This is a genomic window from Nocardia sp. NPDC049149 (assembly GCF_043197455.1).
In the GTDB taxonomy this organism is placed as follows: Bacteria; Actinomycetota; Actinomycetes; order Mycobacteriales; family Mycobacteriaceae; genus Nocardia.
Genome location: NZ_JBICTD010000005.1, coordinates 537,742 through 552,985 on the forward strand (window position 1 = coordinate 537,742; position 15,244 = coordinate 552,985).

8 protein-coding genes (1 of these 8 cut by a window edge) are annotated in these 15,244 nt (G+C 68.5%); 2 read left to right on the forward strand and 6 right to left on the reverse strand.

The window, feature by feature from the left end; translation table 11 throughout:
* The 4 genes in view from ACGFNJ_RS23035 to ACGFNJ_RS23050 are tightly spaced (at most 54 nt apart) and all read right to left on the reverse strand, a layout consistent with a single transcriptional unit that may run on beyond the window.
* Positions 1 to 8,590, reverse strand: partial view of a hypothetical protein gene (locus tag ACGFNJ_RS23035; RefSeq protein WP_393451605.1) — the 5' portion only. 25,679 nt of this gene lie to the left of the window's left edge; 8,590 of the gene's 34,269 nt are visible here — the first part of the coding sequence; its start codon is at positions 8,588 to 8,590; its stop codon lies off the left edge, out of view.
* Between the two features lie 30 nt (positions 8,591 to 8,620).
* On the reverse strand, positions 8,621 to 9,148 hold the full coding sequence (locus tag ACGFNJ_RS23040; protein WP_393451608.1) for a YbaB/EbfC family nucleoid-associated protein: 528 nt from the start codon (positions 9,146 to 9,148) through the stop codon (positions 8,621 to 8,623).
* A gap of 54 nt (positions 9,149 to 9,202) precedes the next feature.
* Positions 9,203 to 9,523 carry a hypothetical protein gene (locus ACGFNJ_RS23045; RefSeq protein WP_393451612.1) on the reverse strand — a complete coding sequence of 107 codons (321 nt, stop codon included), beginning with the start codon at positions 9,521 to 9,523 and terminating at the stop codon, positions 9,203 to 9,205.
* Positions 9,524 to 9,543: 20 nt separating this feature from the next.
* Positions 9,544 to 10,773: a hypothetical protein gene (locus ACGFNJ_RS23050; protein WP_393451615.1), complete on the reverse strand. Its 1,230-nt coding sequence runs from the start codon at positions 10,771 to 10,773 to the stop codon at positions 9,544 to 9,546.
* 267 nt (positions 10,774 to 11,040) lie between these two features.
* Here ACGFNJ_RS23050 and ACGFNJ_RS23055 point away from each other — a divergent pair, with 267 nt between their 5' ends.
* A complete protein-coding gene (locus ACGFNJ_RS23055) occupies positions 11,041 to 12,408 on the forward strand; it encodes an MFS transporter (protein WP_393451618.1) in 1,368 nt (455 codons plus the stop codon).
* A gap of 82 nt (positions 12,409 to 12,490) precedes the next feature.
* Positions 12,491 to 13,147 carry a response regulator transcription factor gene (locus ACGFNJ_RS23060; protein ID WP_393451621.1) on the forward strand — a complete coding sequence of 219 codons (657 nt, stop codon included), beginning with the start codon at positions 12,491 to 12,493 and terminating at the stop codon, positions 13,145 to 13,147.
* Here the strand turns inward: ACGFNJ_RS23060 and ACGFNJ_RS23065 are convergent.
* Both ACGFNJ_RS23065 and ACGFNJ_RS23070 read right to left on the reverse strand, forming a co-directional pair.
* The gene (locus ACGFNJ_RS23065; RefSeq protein ID WP_393451624.1) at positions 13,110 to 13,328 is read right to left on the reverse strand and encodes a hypothetical protein; all 219 of its coding nucleotides are present in this window, start codon (positions 13,326 to 13,328) and stop codon (positions 13,110 to 13,112) included. The two genes, ACGFNJ_RS23060 and ACGFNJ_RS23065, sit on opposite strands and share 38 nt — an antisense overlap.
* 80 nt (positions 13,329 to 13,408) lie before the next feature.
* Positions 13,409 to 15,178 carry a hypothetical protein gene (locus tag ACGFNJ_RS23070; protein WP_393451627.1) on the reverse strand — a complete coding sequence of 590 codons (1,770 nt, stop codon included), beginning with the start codon at positions 15,176 to 15,178 and terminating at the stop codon, positions 13,409 to 13,411.
* Positions 15,179 to 15,244 lie beyond the last annotated feature (66 nt).

Below are 15,244 nucleotides of genomic sequence, written 5' to 3' on the forward strand. Positions count from 1 at the left end.
CGTGCAGTTCGAGCACGGTCCGGTCCAGGTTGGACGGATGGATGTCGGCCCGGCCGAGGCCGAAGATCTGCGCCCAGTCCGACATCTCCAGTCGAACCTGATCGCGGCGCACCACGTTCTCGAACATCCGGACAAGGTTGGGGTCCCTGTTGAAGTTCAGGTCCCACCAGCGCCGCGTGCCCGCCGAGTTGTTGTTGACGCGCCGCTCGGTGTCGAGCCGCTCGTAGTCCTTGCCCTGTTGCTGGGCGATCTCTTTGGCGAAGCGCTCCATCGGGCTCGGGTTGGTGTTGCTGCGCTCCTCGATGTAGGAGACGTGCGTGTTCTCCTGGTGGAACCGCAGCGCCGACTCCCGCATCGCCTCGACCATGCCCACATGCCGCAGCGCACGGTAGCGGGCCTCGGCCAGCGCCTGCTGCACCGTCTCGGGGTTGAGGTTGGTCAGCTCGACGCCGATTTCCCGGGCCGCCTGATAGAGCGCCTCGCCCTCTTGCTGTCGTTGCCGTCCCGCGTCCCAGAGCTGCTGGCCGTCGCGCGCCAGCTCGGCGCGCACGCCGGGCTCCGGCTGGTGCGGCTGCGCGCCCTCGACCGGCGCCGCCACGTCGCGCTCGGCGCCGAGCCGCTCCCCCGGCGCCTGCGTCGAGCCGACCACCGGGCGCTTCTCCGCAGGCGGGTCGAACCGGGTGTCCAGGCCGAGCCGCTTCATCTCCGCGTCGAACTTGCGCCGCTCTTCCGGATCGAAATCGCGCCAGTACGCGTACTCACGTCCGGTGCGATCCAGCGCGGGCGGCGGATTGTGCACCTTGTCGCTGACAGTGCCCATCACCATGTGGGCGAACCGCTCGATGTTGCTCGGCTTGAACTTCAGCACCTGCAGGGTGAAGAACGCCGGGTCCCAACCGGTGTCGACGGTGGGCAGGTGCAAGCCTGCCTCGACGCCGCCACCGACCTGCCCGTACAGGTCGGCGTTCTGGCCCGAGCCGAGCGGATGCTGCGGAATCGCCTCGTGGCCACGGCCTTTCACCTTGTCCCACAGGTCGCGCAGTTTCGAGGTCGGCTTGACCGGATCGGATTCGGCGACGCGCGGCGGCGCGACCCGGTCGGCGGGTTCCACCCGCCAGCGGCCCTCGCCGTCGGGCACCAGCCGCAGCGGCAGCTTCTTGCCCTGCACATCGAGGTCGACGCGCACCGGCGCGTCCGACGGGCGCGGTGTGCCGCTGTTGCGGTGCGCGACCTGGGCCGTGTCGGCGAGATGGGTGATCGCGGCGGCCCGATCGAGAGTCTCGGCGCGCAACCGCGCGAGGGTGTCGGCATACCGGCCCGGCCGCAGTTCCGCCTCCGGGACACCCAGCAGGCCTGCCCAGGTATCACGTTCCGCGGCAATGCGATTGGCCAGGTCGACCTCCGAGGCGTTCGGCAGCCTGCGCACCGCGTTGTCCAGCGCCTCGACCGCGCCTGCCCGCAGCAGCGTCCGATAGCGCTGGTCGGCGATGGTCTCGGCCAGCCGGTCCGGCGCGACATCCTCGGGCCGCAGATCCAGCCTGCGGACCAGCTCGTCCCTGGCAGCCGTCATCGACTCGGGCCGCGGCATCGGATCCAGCCTGCCTCCCGCGGATGCCCTTGCGTTGGGGCCGTTTCCGATCGCCTCCGGGGATACCGCGCCCATCCGGTCGACGGGATGGTATTCCCCGGCGCCGAGCGCGCGATGGTCATCGAGGCGCATGTGACGCGGCTCGGCGCCCGGCGCTGTGGGCTCGAGGAAACCGCGGGCCAGCGCCTTGCGCCCGACATCGCTCAACTCGTGCATCGGATCACGGCGGTTGGCCAGCGTGTCACCGAGACCGAGCTCGTCGGCGAGCGCACGCGCGTAGTCGCGCTCGGTCGCCCGCCGCGACCCCGGCGGGTCACTGTCCCTGCGTATTTCGCCCTTTTCGAAGGCGCGCTCCGCCTCACGCATCGGGTCACGCCTGGTCTCCCCGGCCGGGTCCTGGCCGATCCGCAGCGACGACTCCGGTTGCGGCGCATGCGGATCGCCGGTCGGCAGGTGCACCTCCGCGCCGTCGTGCCAGACCACCGCCCAGGTCTGCGCGGTCTCCGGACGCGAACCACCGGTCAACCGGGACAGCGACTGACGCATGCCACGCTCGTCTACGAGCAGCTCACGTCCACGCGCGTCGTGCCCGACGTAGGTGGCCCGTTTGCCGTCGACCGTGAAAACGTGGGCGCCCGACGAGTTGCGCCCCTCGTAGGTGATGGCATAGGAATGCGCGCCGATTCCCTTGCCGTCCACCGTCGTTCGCTGATCGAGCACCCAGGCCGTCGCACCGCGACCGTTCTCGTCCAGCCCGCGGGCCGCGAGCCCGTCGAGAATCTTGCCGTGCGCCGTACCGTTCGCGTCGGTGACATACCCGTCCAGGCGCGCGCCGTTCAACCGTGGCTGCGCCTCGCCCCACGTGACGCCCCTGGCATTCTTCGGATCGGTGGCCGGTGGATCGACGACCGCACCCTGACGGTCGACGACCTCGCCCATCGACCTTGGCACGCAATTGTTTTCGAACTGCTCCAGGGTGAAGCGCCGCAGCCCGGACGGCCGGTGCCCGCCTTGCCTGCTGACCTCGACCTGCAGCTGCTGATTGCCGTGCTCGCCGGTCACCTTTCCGGTCACCTCGACCTTGCCGAGGCTGAGATCGTGATCGCCGCGATAGTCGCGGGTCGCGTGCCTGACCAGCTTGGTGACCTCGCGCTCGGCCTCGGCGATCCGCGCCTCCGGCCAGCCGTGCAGGATCTCCCGCACGTGGCTGCGGGTCCGCCCGAGGTGCTGCAGGCCGTGGTCGAGCTCCTGCCCGAAACGCCTGGTCTGGTCGGGCCGCTGCACCACCGGTTCCGGTTCGAACAGCACCGGACGGGTCAGCTCGCGGCGGCCGGTGAGCTTACCGAGCAGCCCGCGCTCGGCGCGTTCGCCGGTCTGGTGCGGCCGGTTCGCGTCCCAGTTGTAGCGGTCTTTGACCTGCGCGTGCGCCTGCTCCCAGCTGAGGCTCGGATTCCTGGCCATGAGAGTGCTCTCGACCAACGCGGCCTCGACGCCGATCCGGTCCTGGCGCCGCGGATTTTCGTCGATCAGCCGGTTCCACATCTCAGGGACGTCGGCGATCCGCTCCACGTGACCGTCGCGCATCAGATGGTCGCGCACCTGCTGCAGATTCGCGACGATCTCCGCGTGCGGGCGCAGCACGCCGTCCGAGTCGTGCAGCCAGGTGGCGCCGTCTTCGTGCTTGGGGATCAGGCCGCCGTCGGCGTCGCGCACCCACCCCTTGTCCTTGCCCTGGACCCAGTCCTTCGGGTCGCCGCCGGAGTAACGCTGTGGATCGCGGATCGCGTTGTCCGCGATCTTCTCGATCAGCGCGTCGCTGTTGTGCACCCGATCCTGTTCGTACCGGTCGTATTCCGAGTTCACCCATTCCTGCCGGGTCGCGTACCCGGTCTCCTCGCTGCGCCAGCGTTCGGCCAGCGCGGGTGGGATCTCGACGCTTTCCACCGCGCGCGGCGGCACATCACGGAAGGCGGGGATGGTCGAGGAGACCGGCAGCTCGCGCGACGTACCCGGCGTCTGTTCCCGCTGCAACGGTTCCGGCCATCGCTGCGCCGGTTCGTGCCATGGATAGGTGCGGGTGTTGCGCAGCGGCGGCGCGATCGCGTGAATCCACTCGCGCTTGCTCAGGTTCGGAATCCACTCGCTGATCTTGACCAGGGCCGAAGTGAGGTGCGGGTGATCGCGGAGGAACTCCGGGCTCAGCCGCGGCGTCACCGGCTCGAACTTGGTGTGCACCGGCAGCCACTTGGTGGCCGCGAGCACGCCCTTGCCGATCCACGGGCGGTTCTGGATGAACTCGATCATCCACGGATGCCGCACCGCCTGACCGATGATGCGGTGCGTGATGATGTAGTAGTGGAACGGGTAGACGCCGATGTTGTCGTGATAGATGCCGGGATGATTGCCTGAGCCAGCGAAATCCGTTGGGGCGAAGGGCATGTGCTTCGCCGTCAGCACCTCGGGGTACATCCCGGCAGGCACGTGATCGAACAGCAGCCCCGACTGCCCGATGGTCTGGGTGAACGAGTACTTGATCCAGTACGGCGGCAGCTTGTCCTCGAACGGCGCGGGGTACTTGTCGAGCTTGGAGTTGCCGCTGCGCTCCTGATTCTGGTCAACACCGACTGCCGTATGCGGCGTGCCATCCGGGTTCACCCGCCCGAAGCGCACCTCGAACTGCGCCCGGCCCGACTCCGCCGCGGCCAGCATCCGGTCGGTCTGCCGCCCGAAGACGTGCTCGACGGCGCGGTAGTAGCTGCGTGGATTGTTGTCGGTGCCGAGCACGATGAGTTGCGCAGGCCGGATCGTGCCGTCCTCGGCCAGCCGCGGCGGCACCAAGCCGACGCGCTCCGATAGTGGCAGCGCGCCGAGCTCGTCCAGGTTCCGCAGGATCGAGCGGCGGCCCGCGACCTCCGTGCCCTCCTCGGCGACCTTGCGCAGCTCGTCGGCGATCCCGCGAAGTTCGCGGACGCGCGCGGCCTCCGGCGACAGCTCTTTGCGTTGCGCGGCAGGCTGTTCCGAGGCCCGGCCGGCCGGTTCGCCCTCGCGCGACGGCGGGTCCTCCCGGTACCGCGGGCTCAGCTGTTCGGGATCACGGACAGCGAACTCGTCCGCCACCCGCTTCCTGGTGGCCAGCGCCTCGTCCCTGCGTGCCTGCGCCGCCACCCGCTCCTCGACGGCCGCGGTATGCCGGTCGACGAGCTCCTGGTACCTGGCTTCGCGCGGCTGGAGCTCAGCACGCACCTCGAGCACCCCGCGGTGCGCGGCCTCCAGCATCGCGCGCCGCTCTTCCCCGGCGAACGGGATGCCTGCCAGCCGGTCCTCGATGGCTTGCGCGCCATCCAGCAGCTGCCGCTCGGTGCTGCGCAGCCCGATGATCTCCCGTTCCAGCGCCCGCATGGTCGGCAGTGATTCGCGCTCGCGGACACTCGCCGCTGCGGCGTCGCGCTGCAGTCCCTCGACCGCGTTGATCTGCTCGAGATCGGCACGGAAGGACTCGACCCGCGCCGGATCGCCGAGCTGCTCACCGAGCCGAACCACCAGCGCGTCGTCGCGCGCACGCAGATTCCGATCGACCTCGTTCAGGTGCGCCGTTTCCCGCTCGAGCACCGTGGTGCGCAGTTGCTCGGCGCGACCGCGCGCCGCGTCGGCCTGCTCGTCGACGGTGCGCGCCCGCTCGGCGAGCCGTTCCGCCTGCTCGGGCCGCCCTGCCGCACGGGCATTTTCGGCCTCGGTCCGCAGATTCTCGGCCTGCGCACGGTGGCGCATCTCCTCGCCGACGGCCGCCTGCATCTCGCGCATCAGCTGCCTCGACTCGCGGCGCGGTTCCGTCGGCCCGCGGTTCTCCGGCGTCGCGCCCAGGTGTTCACTGCCCGCGAGGACCAGCGGTTCCCGCCCACCGGTGACGACCTGACCATCTCGATAGATGATCGCCGCGGTGCCTGCGGCGTTCTCCCGCGAGCCGCCGGCCAGATCGGCCAGCGCGTACAGCCCACTGTCCGGCGCGTCGTTGACTATCAGCAACTCCCGGCCTGCGCCATCGGTGCCGACGAGCGTGACCGTCCTACCGCCGATCTCGTATTCGCGTGCGCCTGCGGCGTTTTCGCCGACATAGGTGACGGTGAAGGCGTGCTGACCGACGTTCTGCTCATTGCGGGTGACGCGCTCCTCGACGACCCACGCGCTGGCGCCCCGCCCGTTTTCGTGCAACGTGTCGAGGATCTTGGCGTGCCCGGCGCCGCCGTCCTCGCCGACAAAGCGCTCCGGTACCGCGCCGCGGAACCGTGGTTGCACCTCCGACCACGGGTCGCCCAACCGATTGTGCGGGTCGGCGGTCACCGGGTCGGCGACATCGCCCTGTTTCGCGCGCAGCTCGTTGATCGAGTCGCGCACACAGGTATTGATCGGCGTCTCGGGACGTGCCTCGACGCCGTTGGCGATCAGCTCGAACAACGCGGCCGGACTGTCCGGCACCAGATCAGCGAAATCTTCCTCGCGCACATGATCGCGCGAGGTGCCGTCGCCACGGCCCGGTTCGACCTCGGTGGCGCGCGACTCCGGCTCCGCAATGCTCGACTTGGCCTCGACATCCGTCGGCTTGACTTCGGATTCGCCACCGGCTCTGCGTGATTCGACGTCGGTACCGCGCGCTTCCTGCTCGCGGTTGGTGCGCGGCGACTCCGGTTCGGCGCCGCGCGACGGCCGAGCCTCCTCCGGGCGAGTGCCGGTGCCGTCGTGCTGCGGGCGGTCGAGCCGTTGCTCCGGCACCTTCTCGAAGACCCCGGCGCGCGGCTTGTTCTCCTGTCCGGCAACAGTATTCGAACGATCGCCGGGACCGACCTCCGTGGCGCCGGTGCGCGGCACCGCCCGCTCGTTGCCGCCACTCTGGGTGGTCGACGAGGGCTCCCTGGTGGGCGATGCCTTCGCGTCAGCGGGCGCGTTTCGATCATTCTGCGCAACAGGCGTTTCCGACGCGGGACGGGAGGTGTCTCCGGGCGCAACGTTCTCGGGTGTGCGTGACACGGCATTGTCCACGAGCGCTTCGCCGCTGCGCTTGCCCGGCTCCGGCGTCACCGAATCGGACTGGACCTGGTCCTGCTTGGTGCCGCTTTCCTTGGGGGCCACCGTTGTTTCGTTGTTTCGCGCCTCCGTCGGGACGCGCTCTTCGACCGGTCCCGCGCCATTGCGATGCGCGGGCGGTTCGGCATCGGCGCGGCCCCCTGGCCGCTCCTCGACCGGCGCCTGCACCTCCGAACGCGGCTCGGCGACGACGACTTCCTCGGACCGAGCCGAGGGTGCCGGTGCATCATGTTGTGCCGCAGCGATATTTGCCTTGCCACCGGCCTCGGGGGCGTTCGCCGCACCCGCCCGGGATTGGCTGTCCGCGCCACCACCCTGCGGGGTGCCCTGCACTCCGGCGCGTGGCGCGGGACTGTTGGCCTTGGCAGCGGCTTCGCCCGCCGTGTTCGCCGGGGTGCTGGCCGTCGGCTGTGGGGACGGCGTCGCCCGCGTCGCATCCCCCGGGGTCGTGACAGGCGCCGGTTGGTTCACCGTCGGCGCCACCTTCGCGTCGACGGGCGGCGCGGACGCGGCGGCAGGCTGGCTCGGCGCAGCGGCTTTGGCGCCGTCACCGACCGTCGCTGCGCTCTGTGTTCCCGTATTCGCTTGTGGTGCAGCACCATTCGTCTGCGCCATGACCGGCTCCGGCGTCCGCACACCGCTGTCGACCGGCGGCGCAACCGAAGTCGCCGACGTCAGGTTGACCGGGCGCGCGCTGGAGCCGTCGCCGGACGGTGCCGCGGCACCAGACATCGGCGTTGGCGAATTCGGTTTCGGCCCTGGACCGGTCGGGTTGCTCTCGCCCGGCTTGGCGCCGCCGCTGTCACCGGGAGCGTGCGGCGCCGCCGCGGGCGCCTCGCCCATGTGCGGCATGCCGTGGTCGCGCATGGCGCCGAGGCCGCCCATGCCGATGCCTGCGCCGATCATCTCCCAGTGGAAGGTCTTGTCGACCTGGCTCCAGTTCTTGCCCTCGACGGCCATCTGCCAGCCCATGCCGGACGCCCACATGGCAGGCACACCCGCGACGCCACCCATCGCGGCGGCATACGCGCGCTGCAACCGAGGGTTCAATCGCGACGGGTTGCCCGCCTGCGCTTTGAGCTGGAACCTTTCGCCGATCCGGCGGCCGATCGGGGCGCCGAGCGCGCCGCCCGCCGCCCAGTCGACGGCGGTGCGGGCGGTCTGCATCCAGTCGATGTTGTCGCGGTGACCCGACGCCACCTGCACACCCTGGATGGTGAGATCGAGTGTGGTGCCGTGCACGCCGCCGCGGATGCCACCGGTCAGCGCGGTCCTGGCCAGGCCGGTCTTGCCGCCCTTCTGCAGTGCCCACTGGTCCAGCTTCTTCAGCGGGTTCCTGCTCGCCTGGTTGGCCGCCCGCCGCAAGGTGATCTTCTTGACGTACGGCACCACCAGGTTCTTGGTGGTGATCCGCGCGGCTTCCTGCTCGAACTTGCGCAGCGCTTCCTTGCCGAGGATGCGCATGCCGACCCGGCCGACGCCCGCCGCGATGGTCGCCCCGATCGCGCCGTACGGCCAGCCCTCGATCAGCAGCATGATGATCGTCCGCGCGGTCGCCGCGGCGAAGTACGCCGAAAGGGCCTGCGAGCCTTCGATCGACGCGCCGCCACCGCTGACGTAGCCGCCGAGATCCTGCAGACCCTCACCGTTCTTGCGAATGGTGAAGTCGCCACCGAAGTACTTGTCGAGCTCAGCGCTGATGTTCTCCACGCCTTGGCCCTCGGGGTAGGCCTTCTTGATCTGGTTGAGCAGGATGTTGAGATCGTTTTCCAGATCGAGCAGGTCTTTGCCGATGTTTTCCAGATCATCGCCAAGGTCGTACATGGCCCCGGCGTCCCCGTCCGGGTAGGCCATGCCGAAATTGAGCGTGGTCAGGATCCACCCGGGGATCCAATCCCATATCGACGTTATCCAGGTGGGCATCAGCAGGCCCTCATAGCGATAACTCCGGTCCTACCAACCGGATTCGGCGACGCCGGATCCAGGGCGGTCAGGACGGGTCTCGTCGAGCGGCACCACATCGGTGAATTCCATTGTCCCGTCCACGCTCTCGCCTTCGGCGCGGGCACGCGACCGTGCGCTGGGCGGTGCGGTGGACACCTCGGGCATCTTGGGCATCATGTCCTCGACATCAGGCAGCCCCGGCACGATCTCGGAGAGCCGGGGCAGGCGCGCCTGCTCGTCGCGCAATTCCTGAATCATCTCGCGGGTCTTGCGCTCGACCTGACCGGCCGCGTCCTGTGCCGCTGCCGTCACCGCCGCGGCCAGCTCCTTCGGCGTCAGATCGGCGATATCCGCGGTGAATCGGGTCTCGATGACCACCCCACGAGCGTTGACGACCACCGCGACCCGCTTACCCGCCGCATAGGCCGTCGCGGTGAGCCGCGCCTGTTCTTGTTGCGACCGCGCCATCGATTTGATGCTCTTGTGCACCGATTCCATCATCTCGGTGAACTGCGCACTCGCGATCTCGAACGCCATCAACCTCTCCTAACCCCGACCCCCGGCACCCTGACTCCTCGGCAGCGGAATCAGCTATTCCTCGAACTTCAGGCCCAACTCGTTGGCCAACTCCATGTCCTGCAGATACTCCGCGCTGGTCAGCATGCCTTCCGAGTACTCGAGCAGCCGGGCGATCTGCGACTGGATCACGCCCTTGAGGTTCTCGTAGGAGGCGACGTAGCCGTTCTCGCTCTCGAAGCTCTTCCCGAAATCATCGGAGCCCCACTTTCCGTAGCCCGCCGCGTGTGCCCGCTCCATCGCGGCAAGGATCTGTTCCAGCTTGAAGATCACCTGGTGTGCGTGGCTTCCGGTGCTCTTGATGCCTGTCGTGCTGGCCTCGACCCTGCCCGTCATGTCGCCCTCCGAACCTTCCGCTACAACGCAATTCGATCATTACATAGATACCAACCGTCCAGTAGGTGAACGTTCGGCGCGGCCCCTCGCTCAACGGTAGCCCCGGACGGTGCCATCAATCCAGCGGAAACCACCTGGCGCAGCGCGCCTGCCACGTCCCGATGCGCACCGACCGCGTCCCGCACCAACTCCGGGGTGACCTCAGCTCGCTCGGCGGCCACCAACAGGCTGGCCACCGCGGCCCGCTGCCGATAGTTCGGCTGCGGCCACAACAGCCGCGCGACGGTCTCCAGCACGGTGCTCGCGGTCCAGATCGGCGGCAGCGCTACCCCGCACTGCTGCATCGATGGCGACTCCCCGCAATACCATCGGCCGCCCTCCCACCAGAAACAGAACGAGAGCAGGCCGACCGCGGCGCGTGGGTTCAGCACCGCGTTGGTCACCCAATCAGGTGCCCCCGCATAGAGATTCGGCAGATCGATGCCACCGTTGTATGCCGCGTTCAGCGCGGGCGCCTCCCAGACGCCACCGGAGAGCACCGCACGGCCGCCGGGCAGCACATACAGCGAGGAACCGCTGCTGCCGTTGCGCGCGCTCTCGTACCAGCAGGTGTCCGGAACGACCCGGGGCCCCGGCTCGGCGGCGACCGCCTCGCAGGCCGCGGAAATCGTTGCCCACCTTGCCCACATCTCCGGGAAGCCGGGAACATCCGCATCGACGGGCGTTGGCCGCCAGCCGCGCGTTCGGTCGGCCCGCGCACTGATGTCGGCACGGCGCTTGGCGCGAGATTGCCTGCCGCCGTGTGTCATATAGGCCGCCAGCCACACCGGCAGCCGCGGGCGCGGATATGCGGCCACGTCGGCCTGATAGACCTCGGGCCGGAACAGCTGATCGCCGGGAAACGGCTCGTCGCCGTAGTCGTAATCGACCTCGGGCGCACCGAATGCGTTGATCCGCACCAGCACTCGCCACCACGGGCCGCCAGGCGCGGTCAGCGCCTCTGCGCGATGCGCGCGGGCCAGGGCGAGCAGCGCGGGCGGCGCCTCGATTCGGCTCACCCGCGTTCCGTCGGTGCAGATGATGTGCGCCGACTCGACCGAGGTTGTCACCGCGAACGCCGCGTCCACCCGGCGCAGGCCTGGCCTGCCGAGCGCGGCGACGCCTGCGACCAGTCGCGCCAGCGGGGAGCGCGCATCATCGACCGCGAGATCGCTTACGCCGGTGGCGTCTTCGAATTTCTCGCCGCTCATCAGTTGCCGTTCCCGTTGCCCGCCGAGACTGCCTTTGCACAGTCTTTTTTCGATAGTGACACGTCGGAACGCGCGCCGAACCCCGTACCGAGCACAACAAGCTAAAGGGACTGTTAAGAATCCGAAATGAGCAATTTCCGCAGGTCAGCATACTGTTCGCAAATTTCCTAAGGAACAGTTAGAACATACTCCGAACTCTGGGTTGTCGTTGTGACTGCGCACACCCTTGTTGCCAGCCGATCTGTGTGGCGGCAGAAGGAGATTCACATGACAACACAGTTCGCGGGCGAGCGCAGGGTCATCGGCAACGTCCTGCGAGGATCGCTCGGCAATCTGGCCGAATGGTACGACTGGTACGTCTATGCGGCGTTCAGCGTGTATTTCGCCCAATCGTTCTTCCCCAAAGGTGACTCGACCGCGCAATTACTCCAATCGGCCGCGGTATTCGCGGTCGGCTTCCTGATGCGCCCGATCGGCGGCTGGGCATTAGGCATGTATGCCGACAGATACGGCAGGCGCTCGGCGCTGACCCTGTCGGTGACCGTGATGGCGGCGGGCTCCCTGATGATCGCGGTGACCCCCGGCTACCAGACCATCGGCATCGCAGCGCCGGTCATGCTGGTGCTGGCCCGGCTGCTCCAGGGCCTGTCCCTCGGCGGCGAATACGCAACCAGCGCAACGTATTTGTCCGAGGTGGCGACGCCGGGCAAGCGTGGCTTCTACTCGAGTTTCCAGTACGTCACCCTGGTGGCGGGCCAGCTCGTCGCGCTCGGTGTGCAGATCATCCTGCAGCAATTCCTGACCAATGCGCAGATGAACAACTGGGGCTGGCGCATCCCGTTCGTGATCGGTGCAGGCGGCGCCGTGCTGATCATGTGGCTGCGGCGGCACATGGACGAATCGGAGCACTATCAGGTCGCGGCCGATCTCGACAAGCTCACCGGTCCCGAGGCGATCGATGCGATCGCCGCCGATGTCGCGCGGAAGCGGGCGGCGCGCGGGTCGCTCAGGATGCTGCTGCGGTATCCGCGGGAATGCCTGATCGTGGTCGGTCTGACCCTCGGCGGCACGGTCGCGTTCTACACGTACACGACCTACATGCAGAAGTTCATGATCAACACTGCCGGCATCTCCAAGTCGACCGCGGCGTGGATCAACTTCCTCGCACTGCTGGTCTTCGTGGTGCTACAGCCGTTGGCGGGCATGCTGTCCGACCGCATCGGCCGACGCAAGCTGCTCCTCTTCTTCGGCGTCGCAGGCACGCTGCTGACCGTGCCGATCATGTCCGTGCTCGCACACACCAAGAACCCGGTCGGCGCGTTCGCGCTGATGATGTTCGCCCTGGTGATCATCACCGGCTACACCTCGATCAACGCCATCGTGAAGGCCGAACTGTTCCCGACCAGGATCCGCGCGCTCGGTGTCGGCCTGCCCTACGCCCTCACCGTCGCCATCTTCGGCGGCACCGCGGAAACCATCGCCCTTGCGTTGAAGAAGGCGGGCCACGAGTCGGTGTACTTCTGGTACGTCGCGGCCTGCGTCCTGCTCTCGCTCACCATCTACTACTTCATGCGCGAGACCTCCAAGGACTCGCCGATCGACAACGAGGCCAAGTCTCGAGTGCCGGTGGCATAGGCATGAGCTGCGCGAACGCCGGTCACGGCCGGTAAATGCGAAAGAGCGCGCGCCGAACCTCGCGAACTGCGAGGATCGGCGCGTGCGGCTAGTGGTTGTCGAAGACGATGAGGGTGTGGGAGAAGCGCTCGTCGCGGCGCTCACCGCACGCGGCTACGACGTCGACCACCAGCGCCGCGGCGCCGAGGTGCTGGCCGCGCATCACGACTACGACGCGATCATTCTCGATCTCGGCCTGCCCGACATCGACGGGCTCGAGGTGCTGCGCCGATTACGGGAGGTCAGCTCGGTGCCGGTGGTGATCCTCACCGCGCGCGGCGGCGAACGAAGCATCGTGACCGCGCTGCGCGGCGGCGCCGACGATTACCTGGTGAAGCCGCCACGCATCGCCGAGCTGGTCGCGCGGCTGGAGACGGTGACCCGCCGCGCCAGTCGGCGGCCGCGGGCACCGCTCGACGTGGTCACCCGGGATGTCCGGGTCGACCTGGTCGCACACCAGGTGATGGTGGCGGGCACCGAAATACCGTTGACCCCCAAGGAATTCCAGCTGGTGCAGATCCTTGTCGAGCGGCCGGGCACCGCGGTGAGCCGTCAGCAGTTGATGGATCGCATCTGGGGTGATTCGTCAGCCGCGGTCTCCAGGGTGCTCGACGTGCACATGGCGGGTTTGCGCGCCAAGCTCGACCGCCCAGGACTGATCGTCACCATCCGGGGCTTCGGCTACAGATGGGGGATATGAGCAACGCGGCCTTGGCGGCCTGCGCGGCGGCCGTCACCGCCCGCGCGAGCTCGGGATAGCCGACCTCGCCCGCCGTGAGCTCTAGCTGGACGTCGATCACGATCCCGTCGGCGTCGACCGTCACCCGCACCCGATCATCGAGCGCCGAGCCGGTCGCCGTCCGCTCGGAATGCTCCGCCATCTCGAATCCTCTTATACCGCCGCTTGATACGCATCGATAGTCGCGCGCGCGACGAGCGGAAGTCGACGGACCACCAATCCTTAGCGGTCGCTTAAGGAAATGCCGTGCGAACCCTGCCGCTGCTGAAAACGCTGCTCGAAATCGGCGATATAGACCGAGGGCGCCACCGACGACGAGGACTGCTCGAGCACGCCGTCGTCGGCGACGTAGAAGATGGCGCGACCGATGGATATTTCGCCGGGCTCGGTCGGCACGAACACCATCCAGCCCACGCTGATCCGATCGGCCCGCAGGTTCTCCAGCGGATATCCGGTGGTGTCCAGCTCCTGCTCGACGATGTACTGCCGGACCTGCTCGATCGCGTCGGCCTGCGGCATCGGCTCTGGCAGCACCATCGTCACGCCTGCCAGGGTGAGCTGGAAGAGCGCACTGTCGACATCGAAGGTGCCGTCGTCGCCGAAGACATCGACCAGGGTGTCCCTGGTGACGACACCGACCTCGGCCGCCGACACCAGCGTGGCCACTGCGGCGCGCTGGCGGTCCGTCGGCTCCTCGGCCAGCAGGCCGGTCACCACGTCGACCACCGTCTCGGAGGTCCAGACGCCGGGCACCGCCTCGGCGAGCAGATCCGAGGTCGGCGACTCACCGCGGTACCAGCGCCCGCCGTCCCACCAGTAGCAGAACGACAGAAGTCCGCTTGCCGCACGAGGATTCAGCACCGGGTTGGCCACCCACTCGGGTGCGCCGGCGAACAACGCGGGCACCGGCGCGCCCTCGTTGTAGGCGGCATGCAGCTCCGGCGCGTTCCATACGCCGCCGGAAAGCACCGCGCGTCCACCAGGCAGCGTGTACATCGTCGAACCGCTGCGCTTGGCGCCCTCGAACCAGCCGAGCGCGGGCAAAACCCTTGGCCCCCACTGCGATCCGGCCGCGACGAAGGCCGAGGAGATCACCGCCCAGCGGGCCGCCATCAGCGGGAACGGGGGAAACTCCTGCTGCGACAACACACCTCGCACGCCAGCGGCACGATCAGCGCGCGCCTGCTGCGCGGCCAGATTCGCCGGGCGCGACTGCCTGCCGTCGTGACCGACGTAGGCCGCCAGCCAGGTCGGCAGCGTCCGCCGCGGATAGACCTCCAGGTCGGCGCGGTAGGCCTCCGGCGGAAAAAGCTGCTCGTCCGGGAACGGATCGTCGCCGTAGTCGTAGTCGACCTCGATCTCGCCGGTGCTGCGCAGCGTCAGCAGCAACCGCCACCACGGGCCGTCGGACAACTGCGCCGACACATCCCGGTGCTCGCGGGCCAGCTCGATGATCTCGGGCGTCGGCTGCGCCTGCACCGAACGCTGGTCATCGTCGGAGTACTCGACCAGCGCGATTTCCGCGCCGGTGGTGAGCGCGAACACCGCGTGCAACTGCTTCCACCCGTCCGGCCCCATCGCCGCCAGCTCCCTGGCGATCTGATGGACGAGCTGCTTGGCCCGGTCGGCGACATCCACCGAGGGCGGCTGCTCGAGCAGGGTGAAACCGACGTCGGGTTCTTCGCCGGATTCGGCGAAGGCGCTCATGAACTGGTTCATGAAGGCCGCACTGTCCGCGTCGGCGGGTGTGTCGTCCGCCGGCTGCTCGGCCGCGGGCGGCTCAGCTGAGGGCTGCTCGGCGGCGCCTTCGGACATGGACGTCATGAACTGACGCATGAAGTCTTGGGCCCGGACGTCGTCGGGAGACAGTGCCGAGTCGTCGGCCGGACCGCCCGCAGGTGTCGGTTCACCCGCCGCCGCGGTGGGTTCGTGATCGGCCGCCCGCTCGTCGCCGGATCCGCGCTCGGCCGCCTCGTCGCCTGGTGTGGTCACCGTGCAGCACTCTCCTCATCCATGCCGCGGGCCTGGCCTACCTCGCACGATAGGCAACCGAGACCC

What these genes read in the sequence shown, in the direction of transcription:
- ACGFNJ_RS23045 (WP_393451612.1), bottom strand. Translation starts at nt 9,523, where the DNA reads ATGACGGGCAGGGTCGAGGCCAGCACGACAGGCATCAAGAGCACCGGA.
- ACGFNJ_RS23050 (WP_393451615.1), bottom strand. Translation starts at nt 10,773, where the DNA reads ATGAGCGGCGAGAAATTCGAAGACGCCACCGGCGTAAGCGATCTCGCG.
- ACGFNJ_RS23065 (WP_393451624.1), bottom strand. Translation starts at nt 13,328, where the DNA reads ATGGCGGAGCATTCCGAGCGGACGGCGACCGGCTCGGCGCTCGATGAT.
- ACGFNJ_RS23055 (WP_393451618.1), top strand. Translation starts at nt 11,041, where the DNA reads ATGACAACACAGTTCGCGGGCGAGCGCAGGGTCATCGGCAACGTCCTG.
- ACGFNJ_RS23040 (WP_393451608.1), bottom strand. Translation starts at nt 9,148, where the DNA reads ATGGCGTTCGAGATCGCGAGTGCGCAGTTCACCGAGATGATGGAATCG.